At 71.1% G+C, this 17,069-nt stretch carries 16 protein-coding genes and 2 tRNA genes; 8 read left to right on the forward strand and 10 right to left on the reverse strand.

Going from position 1 to position 17,069, the window contains the following annotated elements:
* Nucleotides 1-86: 86 nt before the first annotated feature.
* From rsrA to OHA37_RS12585, 4 genes are all read right to left on the reverse strand, one after another.
* On the reverse strand, nucleotides 87-425 hold the full coding sequence (gene rsrA, locus OHA37_RS12570) for a mycothiol system anti-sigma-R factor (RefSeq protein ID WP_266904672.1): 339 nt from the start codon (nucleotides 423-425) through the stop codon (nucleotides 87-89).
* Nucleotides 422-1,066, reverse strand: a complete 645-nt coding sequence (locus tag OHA37_RS12575; RefSeq protein ID WP_008741505.1) for a sigma-70 family RNA polymerase sigma factor — start codon at nucleotides 1,064-1,066, stop codon at nucleotides 422-424. Before OHA37_RS12575 ends, rsrA begins: the two co-directional genes overlap by 4 nt.
* Nucleotides 1,067-1,334: 268 nt before the next feature.
* Complete coding sequence (locus OHA37_RS12580) at nucleotides 1,335-2,015, reverse strand: alpha/beta hydrolase family protein (protein WP_266904674.1); 681 nt, start codon at nucleotides 2,013-2,015, stop codon at nucleotides 1,335-1,337.
* 102 nt (nucleotides 2,016-2,117) lie between these two features.
* Complete coding sequence (locus tag OHA37_RS12585; RefSeq protein ID WP_266904676.1) at nucleotides 2,118-2,933, reverse strand: SOS response-associated peptidase; 816 nt, start codon at nucleotides 2,931-2,933, stop codon at nucleotides 2,118-2,120.
* A 53-nt stretch (nucleotides 2,934-2,986) separates the two neighbouring features.
* Here OHA37_RS12585 and OHA37_RS12590 point away from each other — a divergent pair, with 53 nt between their 5' ends.
* The 4 genes from OHA37_RS12590 (at nucleotide 2,987) to OHA37_RS12605 (ending at nucleotide 6,763) form a co-directional block, all read left to right on the forward strand.
* A complete protein-coding gene (locus OHA37_RS12590) occupies nucleotides 2,987-3,700 on the forward strand; it encodes a M50 family metallopeptidase (RefSeq protein ID WP_266904678.1) in 714 nt (237 codons plus the stop codon).
* A 211-nt stretch (nucleotides 3,701-3,911) separates the two neighbouring features.
* The gene (gene aroA, locus OHA37_RS12595) at nucleotides 3,912-5,273 is read left to right on the forward strand and encodes a 3-phosphoshikimate 1-carboxyvinyltransferase (protein WP_266904680.1); all 1,362 of its coding nucleotides are present in this window, start codon (nucleotides 3,912-3,914) and stop codon (nucleotides 5,271-5,273) included.
* An 8-nt stretch (nucleotides 5,274-5,281) separates the two neighbouring features.
* Nucleotides 5,282-6,292 (forward strand): ribosome small subunit-dependent GTPase A, encoded by a 1,011-nt coding sequence (gene rsgA, locus OHA37_RS12600; protein WP_266904682.1) that lies wholly within the window; start codon nucleotides 5,282-5,284, stop codon nucleotides 6,290-6,292.
* A 147-nt stretch (nucleotides 6,293-6,439) separates the two neighbouring features.
* On the forward strand, nucleotides 6,440-6,763 hold the full coding sequence (locus tag OHA37_RS12605; RefSeq protein ID WP_112447780.1) for a DMT family transporter: 324 nt from the start codon (nucleotides 6,440-6,442) through the stop codon (nucleotides 6,761-6,763).
* Here the strand turns inward: OHA37_RS12605 and OHA37_RS12610 are convergent.
* On the reverse strand, nucleotides 6,729-7,298 hold the full coding sequence (locus tag OHA37_RS12610) for a TetR/AcrR family transcriptional regulator (protein ID WP_266904684.1): 570 nt from the start codon (nucleotides 7,296-7,298) through the stop codon (nucleotides 6,729-6,731). The two genes, OHA37_RS12605 and OHA37_RS12610, sit on opposite strands and share 35 nt — an antisense overlap.
* Nucleotides 7,299-7,431: 133 nt before the next feature.
* On the opposite strand from OHA37_RS12610, the gene hisN reads away from it, so the two are divergent.
* Together hisN and OHA37_RS12620 are read left to right on the forward strand one after the other, a co-directional pair.
* Nucleotides 7,432-8,235, forward strand: coding sequence for a histidinol-phosphatase (hisN, locus tag OHA37_RS12615; RefSeq protein WP_266904686.1), 804 nt, complete (start codon nucleotides 7,432-7,434; stop codon nucleotides 8,233-8,235).
* Between the two features lie 208 nt (nucleotides 8,236-8,443).
* Nucleotides 8,444-8,851, forward strand: coding sequence for a CBS domain-containing protein (locus tag OHA37_RS12620; RefSeq protein ID WP_266904689.1), 408 nt, complete (start codon nucleotides 8,444-8,446; stop codon nucleotides 8,849-8,851).
* A 69-nt stretch (nucleotides 8,852-8,920) separates the two neighbouring features.
* Here OHA37_RS12620 and OHA37_RS12625 read toward each other — a convergent pair whose 3' ends face one another.
* Entirely contained in the window at nucleotides 8,921-10,372 is a 1,452-nt protein-coding gene (locus OHA37_RS12625) for a catalase (RefSeq protein WP_266904691.1), read from the reverse strand.
* Between the two features lie 149 nt (nucleotides 10,373-10,521).
* On the opposite strand from OHA37_RS12625, the gene OHA37_RS12630 reads away from it, so the two are divergent.
* Nucleotides 10,522-10,938 carry a Fur family transcriptional regulator gene (locus OHA37_RS12630; protein WP_266904693.1) on the forward strand — a complete coding sequence of 139 codons (417 nt, stop codon included), beginning with the start codon at nucleotides 10,522-10,524 and terminating at the stop codon, nucleotides 10,936-10,938.
* 128 nt (nucleotides 10,939-11,066) lie between these two features.
* On the opposite strand, the gene OHA37_RS12635 is transcribed toward OHA37_RS12630, so the two are convergent.
* The 4 genes from OHA37_RS12635 to OHA37_RS12650 all read right to left on the reverse strand — a co-directional run bounded on the left by OHA37_RS12635 (nucleotide 11,067) and on the right by OHA37_RS12650 (nucleotide 16,349).
* A tRNA-Met gene (locus tag OHA37_RS12635) sits at nucleotides 11,067-11,140 on the reverse strand.
* Nucleotides 11,141-11,199: 59 nt separating this feature from the next.
* Entirely contained in the window at nucleotides 11,200-13,119 is a 1,920-nt protein-coding gene (locus OHA37_RS12640) for an SEL1-like repeat protein (RefSeq protein ID WP_266904695.1), read from the reverse strand.
* 202 nt (nucleotides 13,120-13,321) lie between these two features.
* Nucleotides 13,322-13,395, reverse strand: a tRNA-Met gene (locus OHA37_RS12645).
* Nucleotides 13,396-13,439: 44 nt separating this feature from the next.
* The gene (locus OHA37_RS12650) at nucleotides 13,440-16,349 is read right to left on the reverse strand and encodes a UPF0182 family membrane protein (protein ID WP_266904697.1); all 2,910 of its coding nucleotides are present in this window, start codon (nucleotides 16,347-16,349) and stop codon (nucleotides 13,440-13,442) included.
* Between the two features lie 126 nt (nucleotides 16,350-16,475).
* On the opposite strand from OHA37_RS12650, the gene OHA37_RS12655 reads away from it, so the two are divergent.
* The gene (locus OHA37_RS12655; protein WP_266904699.1) at nucleotides 16,476-17,048 is read left to right on the forward strand and encodes a PPA1309 family protein; all 573 of its coding nucleotides are present in this window, start codon (nucleotides 16,476-16,478) and stop codon (nucleotides 17,046-17,048) included.
* The last annotated feature ends 21 nt before the right edge of the window (nucleotides 17,049-17,069 follow it).

Genomic DNA, 17,069 nt, shown 5'->3' on the forward strand with positions numbered 1-17,069 from the left:
GCCCTTCCGGGGGCGGCTGTTCGGGATTGTTCAATCGGGTACTACTTCATCGGCGCGCCTGGCCGGTTTTTCGGCGTTTCGACTTTTCAGCCCGCCGCGGATCCCGGCATCGGCTCGGCGACGGCCGGCTCGGGCGGTGCGGCCGTAATGTCATGATCCGGCACCGCCTGCCCCGAACGGATGAGCTCGATCCGGCCCATCACCTTCGAGCGCAGGTCGGTCGGCACGTCGTCCGATCCGCAGCAGCGCTTGACCAGCTTCTTCACGGCCTGTTCCAGGCCGTACTTCTCCAGACAGGGATTGCACTCGCCGAAGTGCGCCTCGAACTTCGTGCAGTCGCTGTCGGGCATCTCCTGGTCCAGGAACTCATAAAGGTGGTCCAGGACCTCGGAGCACTCCGTCTCGTGTGCGTCTCCGCAGCTCATGAGCCCGAGCCTTTCAAGTCGTTCGACTCTCCCGCGCCGGCCGGGACGAGCCCGCGCTCACGGGCGTAGTCCTCAAGCATTCCACGGAGTTGACGGCGGCCACGGTGCAGTCGCGACATGACCGTACCGATGGGTGTGCCCATGATGTCCGCGATCTCCTTGTACGCAAAGCCCTCTACGTCGGCAAGATAGACCGCGATGCGGAACTCCTCCGGAATGGCCTGGAGCGCTTCCTTCACGTCGGAATCGGGCAAGTGATCGAGAGCCTGCGACTCGGCGGAACGCAAGCCCGTCGACATGTGCGACTCGGCGCGCGCAAGCTGCCAGTCCTCGATCTCCTCGGCCGCACTGCGCTGGGGTTCGCGCTGCTTCTTGCGGTACGAGTTGATGAAGGTGTTGGTCAGAATGCGGTACAGCCACGCCTTCAGGTTGGTGCCCTCGCGGAACTGGTGGAAGGACGCGTATGCCTTCGCGTACGTCTCCTGGACCAGGTCCTCGGCGTCGGCCGGATTGCGCGTCATGCGCAGGGCGGCCGAGTACATCTGGTCGAGGTAGCCGAGGGCGTCCCTCTCGAAGCGCGCATTGCGCTCCGGGGTCGTCTCTTCCGCGTGGCCTTCGTCGGTCCCGGCGACAGGACCCACCTCCTCCGACTGCGTGGCGACTCCGAAAGCGGACCCGCTCGAATCGGAGAATAGTCGACCATCCCGGTCGCCCGCCGCCCGAACCGTGCCGCGCTTGGGCGCAGGCAGCACTGTCCAGTCCAGGTCAGCGGCCTGCGGACGGTTCTGGCTGATGACCTGGGTCATGCGTTGCCTCTCCTCCGACGTGTTCCCGTACGTACCGACATCCGGGACAACAGAAGGCCGCTGCGGCACATTCCCATGGGGCCCGCGGGTTTCGGGACCAACGTCACACCGGCAGCCGCCCGAGCCACCCGGCCACCGCCCCGGTGATCACCGCCAGGGCCTCCTCCTGGGTGGGCCCGGTCCTCTTCGGCACGGCGAAACCGTGGTCCCCGCCCTCCACTTCCACCAGCTCGTACGAGGCTCCGCGCGCTCCCCGCGCCGGAAACTCCTCCGGCCGCCCGAAGGCGTCGCGGCCGCCCTGGACCACCAGCACCGGCCGCCCGGCGCCCAGCAGCTCCTCGGCCCGGGACTTCTCCGGCCGGCCCGGCGGGTGCAGCGGGAAGGCCAGCGCGAGCACCCCGGCCGCGCCCAGCTCCGCTGCGGTCCGGCAGGCCACCCTGGCCCCGGCGCTGCGGCCGCCCGCGACGACGGGCAGCCCGGGCTCCGCGAAGGCGGGCCACAGGGCGTTCCAGCCCGCGTCCAGCACCTTGGGCGCGGCGGCCACCTTCTTCCCGGCGACCCGCCAGGGCTGCTCGGCCAGCGCCACGGTGATCCCCAGGGCGGGCAGGGCGGCGGCCAGGGCCTGGAGGTCCCGGGCCTCGATCCCGCCGCCGGCTCCGTGGCCCAGGGCGAGCACCAGGCGGGCCTTGCCCGCCGGGGCCGGGTGCCAGGTGACGCGGGCCTCGCCCGCCGGGGTGGCAATGCTCTCGGTGAGCCGGGTGTGCTCGGCGCGCGTGCTGCTCATGCCCCGATCATGCCGGTCGGCGGCGCCCGTCGGGGTGACGCCGGGGCGGTCGGGAGCGCCGGAAGCGCCGTCGTGCGGGAGGGAGGGCGGGCTCCGGCCCGGTCAGAAGAGCGTGCCCTCCTCGGGCCCTTCCAGTTCCGCCAGCAGCTCGGGCCCGTTGTTTCGGACGTTGCTCGCGGCCGTGGACACCGGGTAGGCGCGCATCAGCCCGCCGGGCGGCGGGGCCAGCAGGGCCTGGAGCTCGTCGGGGTCGGTCCGCGCCGGATCCAGCCAGGCGTCCCACCGGTCCGGGGTGAGCATGAGCGGCATCCGGGGGTGGATGTCGGCGAGCGAGCGCGGCCCCTCGGCGGGGGTGACGCCGAGCGGGCCGGCCTCGGCCTCGGTGGTGATCACCGAGCAGGTCGCCCACCAGGCGAGCGGGTGCTCGTCGGGCAGGGTCCGGTCGCGCCAGAACTCGTATATCCCGGCCATGGCGAAGACGGAGCCGTCGCAGGGGAGGACGAAGTAGGGCTGCTTGCGCGTCCGCTTCTTCTTGCCCTCGACCTCCAGCTGCCGCTCGTCGTGGGCGGTGACCCACTCGTAGTAGCCGTCCGCCGGGATGATGCAGCGGCGCTGCGCGAAGGGGCGGCGGAAGGACGGCTTCTCGGCGACGGTCTCGGACCGGGCGTTGATCATCCGGGCGGCGCCCTCGGGATTCTGCGCCCAGGACGGGACGAGCCCCCATTTCAGGACCCTCAGCTGGCGAACCGGACGCGGGTTCGGAGCGTCTTTCAGTGGACGGTCGAGGACGACGTGGACCTCTTTCGTCGGAGCCACGTTCCAGTCGGGGGCCAGCACCTCCTCCGGCTCCCACCGCTCCACCCCGAAGACCTCGGCCAGCTCCTCCGGCCCACGACTCGCTGCATACCTTCCGCACATGGCTGCCACACTGCCATGTCACCCGAACGCCACGACAAGGAGTCCGCCACCCCATGAACACCAGCACCACGGCCGGCCTGTGGGACCGGCTCACCGGCATACAGGCGGCGCCCGACCAGTGGCTGGTGATCGCGACGGGGCTGGTTGCGCTCGTCGCCGTGGGCCCCCGGCCGGTGTGGCGCCTGTCGCGCAACGCGATCACCATCGCGCACGAGGGCGGCCACGGACTGCTGGCGCTGCTGACGGGCCGCAGCCTGGACGGGATCCGGCTGCACTCGGACACCAGCGGGGTCACCGTCAGCCGCGGCAAGCCCACGGGCCTCGGCATGGTCCTCACCGCCGCCGCCGGGTACACGGCGCCCTCCCTGCTCGGCCTCGGCGGGGCGGCCCTGCTCTCGGCCCACCGGATCACCCTGCTGCTGTGGGCGGCGACCGCCCTGCTGCTGGCGGTGCTGGTGATGATCCGCAACGCGTACGGGCTGCTGACGGTGCTGGTCACGGGCGCCACCTTCGTACTGGTCTCCTGGCTGGCCCCGGCGGACGTGCAGGCGGTCTTCGCGTACGCCGTGGTGTGGTTCCTGCTCCTCGGCGGCGTCCGGCCGGTCTTCGAGCTGGGGGCGAAGCGCCGGGGCGGCGGGGCGCCCGACTCCGACGCGGACCAGCTCGGACGGCTCACCCACGTGCACCCGGTGGTGTGGCTGCTGCTCTTCCACGTGGTGGCGCTGTCCTCGCTCATCGGCGGCGGCCGCTGGCTGCTGGCCCTCTGACCGGCAGCAGGCTGCTGGCCCTCTGACCGGCCACTGTCCGGCCGCCGACCGGCAGCCGACCGGCCGCTGACCAGCCCCCGCCCGACCGCCGCTCACCACCCGGCCGGCCGCCGCCCCACCGCGATCCGGCCCGGCCCGGCGCTTGTCCGCCCGCCGAGACTCCCCCGGCGATCAAGATCTGCGGCCATGGGAAGCCACTAAAGTGGTGGCCATGACCGAGACCCCCGCGCTCCAAGCCCTCTGGCCCGCCCCGCTCGCCGACACTGCCGTCCAGGCCACCGTCACCGTGCCCGGGTCCAAATCGGTCACCAACCGCGCCCTCGTGCTCGCCTCGCTCGCCTCCGAGCCGGGCTGGGTGCGCCGCCCGCTGCGTTCGCGCGACTCCCAGCTGATGTCCGACGCGCTGCGCGCGCTGGGCGTCGGCATCGAGGAGACCGTCTCCTCCAGCTCCGCCGGCGAGGGCCAGGCCGGCGAGGCCTGGCGGGTCATCCCGGCGGCGCTGCACGGCCCGGCCACGGTCGACGTCGGCAACGCGGGCACGGTCATGCGCTTCCTGCCGCCCGTCGCCACCCTCGCCTCCGGCGACATCCGCTTCGACGGCGACCCGCGCTCCTACGAGCGCCCCCTGGGCCAGGTCATCACGGCGCTGCGCACGCTCGGCGCCCGCATCGACGACGACGGCCGCGGGGCGCTGCCGCTGACCGTCCAGGGCGGCGGGGCCCTGGAGGGCGGGACCGTGGAGATCGACGCGAGCAACTCCTCGCAGTTCGTCTCCGCGCTGCTGCTCTCCGCCCCGCGCTTCAACCAGGGCGTCGAGGTCCGGCACGTGGGCACCAACCTGCCGTCCATGCCGCACATCCGGATGACGGTGGAGATGCTGCGCGCGGCGGGCGCGCAGGTCGACACCCCCGAGTCCGGCGGCGAGAAGAACGTCTGGCGGGTCGCCCCCGGCGCCCTGCTCGGCCGCGACCTGGTCGTGGAGCCGGACCTCTCCAACGCGCAGCCCTTCCTGGCGGCGGCCCTGATCACCGGCGGCACGGTCACCATCCCGGACTGGCCGCGCCGCACCACGCAGCCCGGCGACGCGCTGCGCCGGATCTTCACGGAGATGGGCGGCTCCTGCGAGCTGACCGACGCCGGCCTGGTCTTCACCGGCACCGGCAAGATCCACGGCATCGACGTGGACCTGGGCGAGGTCGGGGAGCTCACCCCGGGCATCGCGGCGGTCGCGGCGCTGGCCGACTCGGAGTCCGTGCTGCGCGGGGTCGCGCACCTGCGGCTGCACGAGACGGACCGGCTGGCGGCGCTCACCAAGGAGATCAACGGGCTGGGCGGCGATGTCACGGAGACCGCGGACGGTCTGCGGATCCGGCCGCGCACGCTGCACGGCGGCACGTTCCACACGTACGACGACCACCGGATGGCCACGGCCGGCGCGGTGATCGGCCTGGCGGTCCAGGGCGTGCTCGTGGAGAACGTGGCGACGACCGCGAAGACCCTGCCGGACTTCCCGCAGATGTGGGCGGACATGCTCGCCCGGGCCGAAACGGCTCCGGCAGGCGTGGGAGCGTAGGGCTCGTCATGCGCAGGTACGGGAAGCACACCGACGAAGACGACATCCGCCAGCGGCCCAACCCCAAGGGCAACCGGCCGCGTACGACCATCCGCCCCAAGCACGAGGACGCGGCCGAGGGCTTCGTCCTGACCGTGGACCGCGGCCGGCTCACCTGCCTGGTCGATGACCGTCCGGTGCACGCGATGAAGGCCCGCGAGCTGGGCCGCAAGGCGGCGGTGGTCGGGGACCGGGTCTGGATCGTCGGTGACCTGTCCGGCAAGAAGGACACCCTCGCCCGCATCGTGCGGATCGAGGCGCGCAAGTCCGTCCTGCGGCGCACGGCCGACGACGACGATCCCTACGAGCGCATCGTCGTCGCCAACGCCGACCAGCTGGCCATCGTGACGGCGCTGGCCGATCCCGAGCCGCGCCCCCGCATGATCGACCGCTGCCTGGTGGCCGCGTACGACGCCGGGCTGGAACCGCTGCTGGTGCTCACGAAGTCCGACCTGACCTCCGCGGACAAGATCCTGGAGATCTACTCGACCTTCGGCCTGAACTACGTGGTCACCAACCGCGAGGAGCTGGCGACGGGCGATGCGGCCGAGCGGGTGCGCGAGCGCCTGAACGGCCGGATCACCGCCTTCGTCGGCCACTCGGGCGTCGGCAAGACCACCCTGGTGAACTCGCTGGTCGCCGAGGGCCGCCAGCGCGCGACCGGAGTGGTCAACGCGGTGACCGGCCGGGGCCGGCACACCACCACCTCGGCGCTCGCGCTGCCGCTGCCGGGCGGGGACGGCTGGGTCATCGACACCCCGGGCGTACGGTCCTTCGGCCTGCACCACGTGGACCCGTCCCGGGTCATCCTGGCCTTCCCGGAGCTGGTGCCGGGGACCGAGGGCTGCCCGCGCGCGTGCAGCCACGACGAGCCGGACTGCGCGCTCGACAAGTGGGTGGAGGACGGCCACGCGGATCCGGCGCGGCTGTACTCGCTGCGCCGGCTGCTGCAGACGCGGGAGCGCCGCGAGGGCGACTGATGGGGCCGCTCGGGCGGGGCGACTGGATCAATGGGCGATCGACCGGCGGGGTTTGCCGTACCCGATGTCTGGTAAATGCATAATCGCACCAAGTGACGCTCGGGCCCGGCCCGTGAGCGCGTCACATGACGCGGGGAGGCATACGCCATGGCGTGGCTGCTGGTCGTGGTCGCCGGGATCCTGGAAACGGGGTTCGCGGTCTGCCTCAAGCTCTCGCACGGCTTCACCCGACTGTGGCCGACCATCGCCTTCGCGTGCTTCGCGCTCGGCAGCTTCGGTCTGCTAACGCTGGCCCTGAAGAAGCTGGACGTGGGACCGGCCTACGCGGTGTGGACCGGCATCGGGGCGGCCGGTACCGCGATCTACGGGATGGTCTTCCTCGGGGATCTGGTCTCCACCCTCAAGCTGGTCTCGATCTCGCTGGTGATCCTCGGCGTCATCGGGCTCCAGCTCTCGGGCTCGTCCCACTGAGCAGCCGGTGCAGCACGGCGTGCCCCGCCCCCGGCGGGTCGCCGGGAGCGATCAGGTAGGACAGCGCGAGCCGCACGGCGAGCTCGCACCGCTGCGCCCCCTCCTGCTCGCCGAACGCCGCGTCGGCCCGCTCCCGGACACCGCGGATCAGCTCGGCGGGTCCCAGGGCGGGCAGTCCCGGCCGGACTCCGCGCCCGGCCGGGACGGGTAAGTTCCCGTTCCAGGCCCCCGTCAGCAGGGCCCGCGCGAGGGGGCGCTGCCGGCCCGCGCGCACGGTCCACTCCGCGACCGCCGCCAGCCGTTCGGCGGACACGCCCGAGGAGGCCAGGGCCCGGTCCACCCCGTCGAGGTACCAGGCCGCGTCGCGCCGGACCAGTGCGTGGCCCAGGCCCGTCTTGCCCGCGAACTCGTTGTAGAGGGTCTGCCGCGAGACCCCGGCGGCGGCGGCCACGTCGATCATCCGCACGGCCGGCCATGGGCGCGCCACGAGCGCCGCTCCCGCCGCTTCGAGCAAGGACTCCCGGGCCGTCGGCACCGTCGCCTCCCCTTCGACGCCTCCGGCCGGCGTCTCCGTCAGAGTTGACGGACCGACAGATCCTGTCAAGGGTTCCCGTGCCGCACCGTGGACGCCTTCCGCACCGCCACGGCCGCCTCGGTAGGGTTCTGGCATGCCCGAGTATGACGATGACCTGCGCCTTGCCCTCGAACTCGCCGACGCGGCGGACGCCGCCACGATGGAGCGGTTCCGCGCCCTCGACCTGAAGGTCGAGACCAAGCCCGACATGACCCCGGTGAGCGAGGCCGACACCGCCACCGAGGAGCTCATCCGGGCCGGGATCGCCGCCGCGCGGCCCGCCGACGCCATCCTGGGCGAGGAGTACGGCCTCAAGGGCGACGGCCCGCGCCGCTGGGTCGTGGACCCGATCGACGGTACGAAGAACTACGTGCGCGGCGTGCCGGTGTGGGCGACGCTGATCTCCCTCATGGAGGAGCAGGCCGACGGCGCCTTCCGCCCGGTCGTCGGCGTGGTGTCCGCGCCGGCCCTGGGCCGCCGCTGGTGGGCGGCGCGCGGCCGGGGCGCCTTCACGGGCGGCGCCCTCGGCGGGACCACCGCCCTCGGCGTCTCCAAGGTCGCCACGCTGGGCGACGCCTCCTTCGCCTATTCCTCGCTGAGCGGCTGGGAGGAGCAGGGGCGGCTGCCCGGCTTCCTGGACCTGACCCGCGCGTGCTGGCGTACGCGGGGCTACGGCGATTTCTGGCCGTACATGATGGTCGCCGAGGGCTCCCTCGACCTGTGCGCCGAGCCGGAGCTGAGCCTGTGGGACATGGCGGCCCTGGCCGTGGTGGTGGAGGAGGCCGGCGGCCGCTTCACCGCTCTGGACGGGGTGGACGGCGTGCACGGCGGCAACGCGGCGGCCTCCAACGGGCTGTTGCACGCGGAGATGCTGGACCTGCTGCGCCCGCGCGGCTGACGCGTACGGGCCGGGCGCGCGCCGCCGCGGCGGTGGCCTGCGCCCGCGGGGTGCCGAAAGCGCCCCTTACGCGCCTCCTTGCTGGCTTTCCGTGTGCGTGGGAATCTGAGACTCCTCCGCTTGTGCGCTTGTGAAGGGCTTCTCTAAGTGCGGCCCTTCGCGCGCACCCCACCCAAGCGGGGGGACTCACCAGGAGGTGGCTCTCTTCATGCTCGTCCGCGACGCCATGAGCACCGTGATCCTCACCCTCGGACCCACTCACACCCTGCGGCAGGCGGCCTGCCTGATGTCCGGCCGGCGCGTCGGCGCCGCCGTCGTCCTCGATCCCGAACACAGCGGCATCGGCATCCTGACCGAGCGCGACATCCTCAACTCGATCGGCGCGGGCCACGATCCCGACCGGGAGTCCGTGGGCGCGCACACCACCAACAACGTGGTCTTCTGCACCCCGGACGCCACCGTGCAGGAAGCCGCCGAGGCGATGGCCCACGGCGGCTTCCGTCATCTGATCGTCCTGGAGCACGGCGGCCCGGTGGGCATCGTGTCCGTACGGGACGTCATCCGCTGCTGGGCCCCGGCGCGGCGCGCCGCCGTACCGGCTTCCGTACCCGCGTAGGAACGGCCGACGGGCCGGCGCCCCCTTGCGGGAGTACCGGCCCGTCGGCCTGCTACGACAAGGCGTCCATCAGCCGCGGAGGGCCTGGACCGCGGCCTCCAGACGCTTGCCGAAGTCACCGTCCGCCTGGCGGAAGTTGTTGATCGCACGCTCGACGATGTCGTCGCGGGAGACCTTGGCGATGAAGCCGGAGAGGTTCTCGATCAGACGGGTCTTCTCGTCCTCCGAGTACAGGCGGTAGAGGTTGCCCGCCTGGACGAAGTCGTTGTCCTCGGAGTGCGAGGGGGCGGCGTGGTTGCCCGTGCCACCGGTGACGGCCGAGGAGACCCACAGCGGACGGTCCGTCTGGTGCGGGCCGCCGAAGCTGTTCGGCTCGTAGTTCTTGGCGCCCGCGTGGCGGCCGTCGTACAGGTAGCCGTCGCGGGAGTTGGTGCGCGCCTCGGTGGCGTGCGGGCGGTTCACCGGCAGGTGGTCGGCGTTGATGCCGACGCGGTAGCGGTGGGCGTCGCCGTAGCCGAAGAGACGGCCCTGGAGCATCTTGTCCGGGGACGGACCGATGCCGGGAACGAAGTGCGCCGGGGAGAAGATCGACTGCTCGACCTCGGCGAAGACGTTCTCCGGGTTGCGGTTGAGCTCCAGCTTGCCGATCTCGATGAGCGGGTAGTCCGCGTGCGGCCACACCTTGGTGAGGTCGAACGGGTTGAAGCGGTACTCGGCCGCCTCGGCCGCCGGCATGATCTGGACCTGCACGGTCCAGGACGGGAAGTCGCCGCGCTCGATGGACTCGCGCAGGTCGCGCTGGTGCGAGTCGGGGTCCTCACCGGCGAGCTGGTTGGCCTCGGCCTGGGTGAGGTTCTTGATGCCCTGGTCGGTCTTGAAGTGGTACTTGACCCAGAAGACCTCGCCGGCCTCGTTGTTCCACTGGAACGTGTGCGAGCCGAAGCCGTTCATGTGGCGGTAGGACGCCGGGATGCCGCGGTCACCGAACAGCCAGGTCACCTGGTGGGTGGACTCGGGCGACAGACCCCAGAAGTCCCAGACGTTGTCCGCCTCCTGCGAGCCCGTGTACGGGTCGCGCTTCTGGGTGTGGATGAAGTCGGGGAACTTGATGGCGTCCTTGATGAAGAACACCGGGGTGTTGTTGCCGACGAGGTCGTAGTTGCCCTCTTCGGTGTAGAACTTCAGCGCCCAGCCGCGGGGGTCACGGACCGCGTCGGCGCTGCCGAGGTTGCCCGCGACGGTGGAGAAGCGCAGGAAGGTCTCGGTCTCCTTGCCGACCTCGGACAGGAACTTCGCACGGGTCCACTGCGAGACGTCACGGGTCAGCGTGAACGTGCCGTACGCACCGGCGCCACGGGCGTGCACCACGCGCTCCGGGATGCGCTCGCGGTTGAAGTGCGCGAGCTTCTCCAGCAGCAGCTGGTCCTGGACCAGAACGGGTCCGCCGATGCCGGCGGTCTCGCTGTTCTGGTTGTCCGCGACCGGAGCTCCGGCCTCCGTGGTGAGCGGTCCCTGCGTCACGTTGCGCCTCCTGCGTAAATTTGCTGCAAACCTATCCTGCGCCCTAACGTAACCGATCCTACGATGGACTTTGTCTAAGTCAAGTAAGCATCCAAGTCGACACAGATTCGGGAGTTACACCGAATCCCCTCGCTGTTAGGCTGGCGTGTATGAGTGACCTGCTGGAACGACTTCGCGGACGCGGATGGCGCATGACCGCACAGCGGCGCGTCGTGGCCGAGGTGCTCGACGGTGACCACGTTCACCTGACGGCCGACGAGGTGCACGCGCGCGCCGTGAACAGGCTGCCGGAGATCTCCCGCGCGACCGTCTACAACACCCTGGGCGAGCTCGTCACCCTCGGCGAGGTCCTGGAGGTGTCCACGGACCGGCGCGCCAAGCGGTACGACCCGAACGCCCACCGCCCCCACCAGCACCTGGTGTGCGCGCAGTGCGGGGCGATCCGCGACGTCCACCCCTCGGGCAACCCGCTGGCCGACCTGCCGGACACGGAGCGTTTCGGCTTCGTGGTGTCGGCGGTCGAGGTCACCTACCGCGGGGTGTGCCCGAACTGCGCCGGAGCCTGACGGACGAAGACGTGAGAGGAGGCCGGGAGCTCATCGAGCTCCCGGCCTCCTTCGTTCCCGCGTTCCCGTTCGCCTTCAAGAACGACCGAAGGCCCGGATCCAGGGGATCCGGGCCTTCGGTTCTTCAGTAGCGGGGACAGGATTTGAACCTGCGACCTCTGGGTTATGAGCCCAGCGAGCTACCGAGCTGCTCCACCCCGCGTCGGTAAACCTGACTGTACGCGAGCGTGGCGAGCAGATGCAAATCGGTTAACCGGGGGTCTACGCGGATAGCTCCTCCGCCAGCGCGTCGCGCAGCCGGGCCGCCCGCTCGGAGACCTCGGCCGGGCCCAGTTCCATGGCGCGCACGCACCACTTCTGCCCCTCCGTCAGGTCCCCCTGCCGGGCGGCGAGCAGTCCCAGGCGCAGCGCCGCCCGCCCGTGTCCGGCCACCGCCGCCCGGGTCCACCACAGCGCCGCCTCGGGCTCGTTGCCCTCGCGCGCCAGCAGCAGCCCCAGGTTGAAGGCCCCGTTGCGGGAGCCGGCCTCCGCCGCCTCCCGGTACCACCGCGCGGCGGCCGCCAGCTCGCCCCGCGCGGCGGCCAGCATGCCGACCCGGACCTGGGCACGCCGGTGCCCCAGCTCCGCGGCACGCTCGTACCACTCCTCGCCCTCGGTGCGCGCGACCCCGCCCAGCGGTTCGCCCAGGGCCACCGGCTCCGGCGGCGGCGCCAGCGACTCCAGCAGCGCGGCCAGCCGGAAGGCGGCCTCCGCGCTGCCGCCGCCGGCCGCGCACCGCAGGTGGCGCTCCGCCGCCCGCTCCTCGCCGTCGCGGACCAGCGCGATGCCGACCTGGAGCGCCGCGTCGGTGTGTCCCGCCGAGGCCGCACGCTCGTACCACTTCAGGGCCGTCCGGTCCTCGTCCCGGCTGGCGAACAGGATCCCGAGGTTGAAGGCGGCGTCCACGCTGCCCGCCTCCGCCGCCTTGGAGAACCACGGCTCCGCGCCCTCCGCGTCACCGCCCTGCAGCAGCAGGATGGCCAGCGCGTTGGCCGCCTCGCGGTGTCCCGCGTACGCGGCGCGCCGGTACCACTGCTCGGCCGGCCCGGTGCGCTCCTGGGCGGCGCAGAGCAGCGCGAGGTTGTACGCCCCGTTCTGGTCGCCCGCGTCCATCGCGGCCCGGTACCACTTCTCCGCCGTCTGCGTCTCGCCGCGCGCGGCGTGCAGTGCGCCCAGCGCGTTCGCCGCGTTGCCGTCGCCATCCTGCGCGGCCCGCAGCCACCAGGTGGCCGCGTTCTCCTCGTCGCCGGCGTCGCGCAGCAGGAAGCCGAGCGCGCACGCCGCCCGCGGCTCGCCCTGCTTGGCGGAGGTCAGGTACCAGCGGCCGGCCTCCTTCAGCTCCCCGCGCGCTTCCAGCAGCGCGCCCAGGTGCAGCCCGGCGCGCCGGTGCCCGCGCGCGGCGGCCTGCCGGTACCACTGCTCGGCCTCGGCCGGGTCGCCCTTCCTCAGGTGCCGGGCCAGCCGGTACGCGGCCTCGCGGTGCCCCTGCTCCGCGGCGGCCCGGAACCAGCGCTCGACGCCCTTGTCCCCGCGGTGCTCCAGCAGGTCGGCGAGGCCGTAGGCCCCCAGGGCATGGCCGGATTCCGCCGCCTGGCGCATCCAGTACTCGGCGGCGGGCTCGTCGCCCCGCTCGCGGTAGTAGCGGCCCAGGGCGTGCGCGGCGGGAGCGGATCCGGCCACGGCGGCCACGCGCCACCAGCCGGCGGCCTCCTCGGGGTAGCCCCGCTGGTGCAGCAGTACGCCGAGGTTGTTGGCGGCCGCGCGGTCGCCCGCCCCGGTCGCCCCGCGCAGGTACGGCTCGGCTCCCGCGAGGTCGCCGCGGCGCAGCAGGAGGGCCCCGAGTACGCTCATCGCGCCCGGGTCACCCTTGTCGGCGGCGACCCGGTGCGGGGCCTCCAGCGCGGCGTCGCCGGCCGAGTCGGTCAGCGCGAAGACCGCGTCGTCGAACAGCGCATCGACTGACACGTCTGACACGTCCGGCGTGGTCGGCGCCGTGGCCGTGGTCCGTACGGCCCGCGTGGTCATCGCGGTACGCACCTCAACGGCCTGAGCCGCCCCATCGGCCTCCGCATCCGATTCGGAGTCCGCCCTCACAAACCGCCCTGTCTCCAGCAGAGTTGACCTGTCCCCCATAAATCCCATCGTCGCATCACCTGCTACCCGCGTACACCTGGTATGTCGCAGTCAGTGAGGTCACTACAGCGTTTTGTCGACATGCCCACAGAGAGACAAGTCAAACACGCTCACACCCCAACTCACCCACCCCAGTGACGCCGCGTCGGCGAAAAACTCGATTGGGCATGACGAAGGCCCGGATCCATCGGATCCGGGCCTTCGTCTTCAGTAGCGGGGACAGGATTTGAACCTGCGACCTCTGGGTTATGAGCCCAGCGAGCTACCGAGCTGCTCCACCCCGCGTCGGTAAACCAACAGTAGCACGACGCGGGGTGGAACCATTACCGCTATCCGGTGGGCGCGGGCGCCGTCACCTTCGCCTCTGCCTCGATCGCCCGCTTCAGGGCGGCCTGCAGATCGCTCTGGGCCTTTCCGTACGCCGCCCAGTCGCCGGCCTTGAGCGCCTTGTCGGCGTCGTCGACCGCCTTCTGCGCGTCCGCGAGGGCCGCCTTGACCGTCGGGTCCTGGCTGGCCGGCGGCGGGGTGGTGGTCCCGTCGCCCGGCGGGGTCGTGGTCCCGTCGCCCGGCGGCGTGGTCGCCGACTCGGCCCCGAACACCACGTTCAGCGCCTTCTCCAGCGTGTCCTCGAAGGCCGTCTGGTCCCCGTAGGTCACCAGGACCTTCTTCAGCAGCGGGTACTTGAGGCCGCCACCGCGCACGTACACCGGCTCGACGTAGAGCATTCCCTTGTCGAGCGGGACCGTGAGCAGGTTGCCGTACTCCACCTGGGAATCGCCGCGGCTCAGGATGTTGATCTCCTGGGCGATCTCCGGCTTGGAGTTGAATCTCGCCTGGACGAGCTTCGGACCGTCCACCGGGTTCTGCGTGGGCAGCTTCAGCAGCTGGATCTTGCCGTAGTCCGCGGTGGTGGGATCGGCGTTGACCGCCATGAAGGCGCTCAGGTTGTCCCTGCCGTTCGGCGTGAGCGTCGTGGTGAGGGAGAAGGCCTGGTCGGGATCCTTCTGGCCCGGCATCTTCATGGAGAGGTAGTACGGCGGAACGGCCGTCCCCGCCTTGGTGGTCGGGTCGTCCGGCACCGCCCAGACCTCGCTGCCGCTGAGGAAGGTCTGCGGGTCCGTGACGTGGTAGCGGGTCAGCAGCTCACGCTGGACCTTGAAGAGGTCCTGCGGGTAGCGCAGGTGCTCCATCAGGGTCGGCGAGATCGACTTCTTGTCCTTCACCGTGCCGGGGAAGGCCTTCATCCACGTCTTGAGGACCGGGTCCTTGGTGTCCCACTGGTACAGCTTCACCGTGCCGTCGTAGGCGTCGACGGTGGCCTTCACCGAGTTCCGGATGTAGTTGACCTGGTTCTCCTGCGCGACCACTGCGCGCTGGGAGTTGGTCAGCGAGTCCGCCGTGGTGTCCCCGAGCTGCGTGCGGGACGCGTACGGGTAGCCGTTGGTGGTGGTGTAGGCGTCCACGATCCACTGGACCCGGCCGTCGATCACCGCCGGGTACACGGCTCCGTCGATCGTCAGCCACGGGGCGACCGCCTCGACCCGCGCCTTGGGCGTGCGGTTGTAGAGGATCTTCGACTTGTCGTCGATGGCCCCGGAGTAGAGGATCTGCGGCTCGCTGAAGGCCAGGGCGTACGCGGCGCGGTTGACCGGGTTGCCCAGGCTCACCCCGCTGTCGCCCTGGTACGTGGTCTCCTTCTCGCCCGCGTCGTTGGCGTAGTCGAGCTCCTTCTGCGGTCCGCCGACGATCGAGTACTGCTTCGTCTGCTCGCCGTAGTAGATCCGCTGCTCGTACGTCCCGAGGTTGCCCTGAGCGGGCAGGCCCGACTCGGTGAACAGCGGCTCGCCGTTCGCGGTCACCTCGGTGCCCTTGGCCGCGACCACGCCGTATCCGTGGGTGTAACGGAAGTGGTCGTTGATCCAGTTGTTCTTCGGGATGCCCGCGAGGTTGATCTCACGGAGCCCGATGACCGTGTCCTGGCCCTTGTACCGGTCGACCGCCAGCGTGGCCGGGAAACCGTAGTAGCCCTTGTTCTGCTGGAGCTGCTGGAAGGCCGGGGACACGATGTTCGGGTCGAGCAGGCGGATGCTCGCCGTGGTGTTCGCGTCCTGGCGGAGCTTCTTCTTGTCCGCCTTGGGGTCCGGCAGGCCCGGGTAGTCCGTGACCGAGGCGTCGGCGACTCCGTAGGCGTCGCGCGTCGCCTTGATGTTCTTCTGGACGTACGGGGATTCCTTGGCCTGCTCGTTCGGCTGGACCTGGAACTTCTGCACGATCGCCGGGTACAGCCCGCCGATCAGGATCGCCGAGAGCACCATCAGGCCGAAGCCGATGACCGGGAGCTGCCAGGTGCGGCGCCACAGCGTCGCGAAGAACAGCACGGCGCAGATCGCGGCGATGGCGACGAGGATCGTCTTGGCGGGCAGGTAGGCGTTGGCGTCGACGTACCGCAGGCCGGTCCAGTTGTCCGCGGCCTTGAAGTCGCTGGACTTCACGGCGAGGCCGTACCGGTCGAGCCAGTACGCGACCGCCTTGAGCGTGACGAAGAGGCCGAGCAGCACCGACAGGTGGCCGGTCGCCGCGGCGGTGGCCCGCGCACCCGGGCTGGTGACGCGCAGTCCCCCGTAGAGGTAGTGCACGACGGCGGCGGCGATCACCGAGAGCACGACGGCGGCGAAGCCGAAGCCGAGCAGGAAGCGGTACCAGGGCAGGTCGAAGGTGTAGAACGACACGTCCAGGTTGAACTGGGGGTCCTTCGTGCCGAAGGGCACCCCGTTCACGTACATCAGCCAGGTCTTCCACTGGCCCGCCGCCGAGGCGCCCGCGATCAGGCCGACCAGTGCGGAGATGCCGAGCAGCAGCCATTTGCGGTACGGCGCGACCGTCATCCGGTAGCGGTCGAGGCTCTGCTGCTCCATCGACATCGCGCTGAGCGGCGGCCGCAGCCGGTGGGCCAGCCAGATGTTCAGCCCGACCGCACCGGCCATGAGGAGGCCGAAGACGGCGAAGAGGCCGACCTTGGTCCACAGGGTCTTGGTGAAGACGGTGGAGTAGTTGACGGAGCGGAACCAGAGCCAGTCCGTCCAGAAGCCGGCGAACATGATGAACGCCATGGCCAGGACGGCCAGCACGCCCAAGGTCATCAGAAGAGTCCGGGCGCGCCGGGACGGGCGGCCGACTCTCATCCGTGGCCCGGAGGGGCCTCCGCCGCGGTCCGGCATCTGGAAAGCCAAGGTGCGCACCTCGAAAGTCGCTGTGTGTAAGTGATGCGATGAGTTTTCAAAGCATGGGCCCCCGATCGTAGAACCCACTCATGCAACTTACTGAGGCTTTAGTCAGTTCCCGGTATCCGGTGGAAAGGAGGCAGGATGTTGCCCATGTCCAACCTTTCGCCGTCCCCCGGCACCCCTATGGCGGCAAGCCCGCTGACCCGTGCCGTCCTCGAAATCGACGAGTACGCCTCCACCCTCGGCTGGGACAAGCCCGCCCGGCTCTTCGCCCTGGTCGACACGGCCAAGCTGCGCAAGGAGGCGCCGGGCGTCGCCCGCCAGCTCGGCCTCGACCAGGACGACACGGGCAAGAACCAGCTCACCCCGATCGAGCAGGACGAGGTGCCGGCCGGAACCCCGCTGGACAAGTTCCTGGGAACGATCGCATGGCCCGCCTCGATCCTCGGCTGCGCGCTGACCGTGGAGCGGTTGATGCTGCCGCCGTCCGCCGAGTCCTCCGTACCGGAGGGGCTCACCGACAAGCAGCTCACCAAGTGGGTCGCCACCCACCCGGAGCGCCAGGAGGTGCGTCTGACCGTGGGCGTCCTGCGCGACGGCTCGCGGGAGTCGGCCGTACGGCTGCGGGACAAGGACTCGGCGAACGAGGTGCTGACCGGCGCGACGCTGGTGCCTGGGCTGGCCGAGGCGCTGGCCGCGACCTTCCTCGACTAGGCCGTCTCCGGGCCGGCGACG

This window comes from Streptomyces sp. NBC_00335, from assembly GCF_036127095.1.
Classification (GTDB): Bacteria; Actinomycetota; Actinomycetes; order Streptomycetales; family Streptomycetaceae; genus Streptomyces.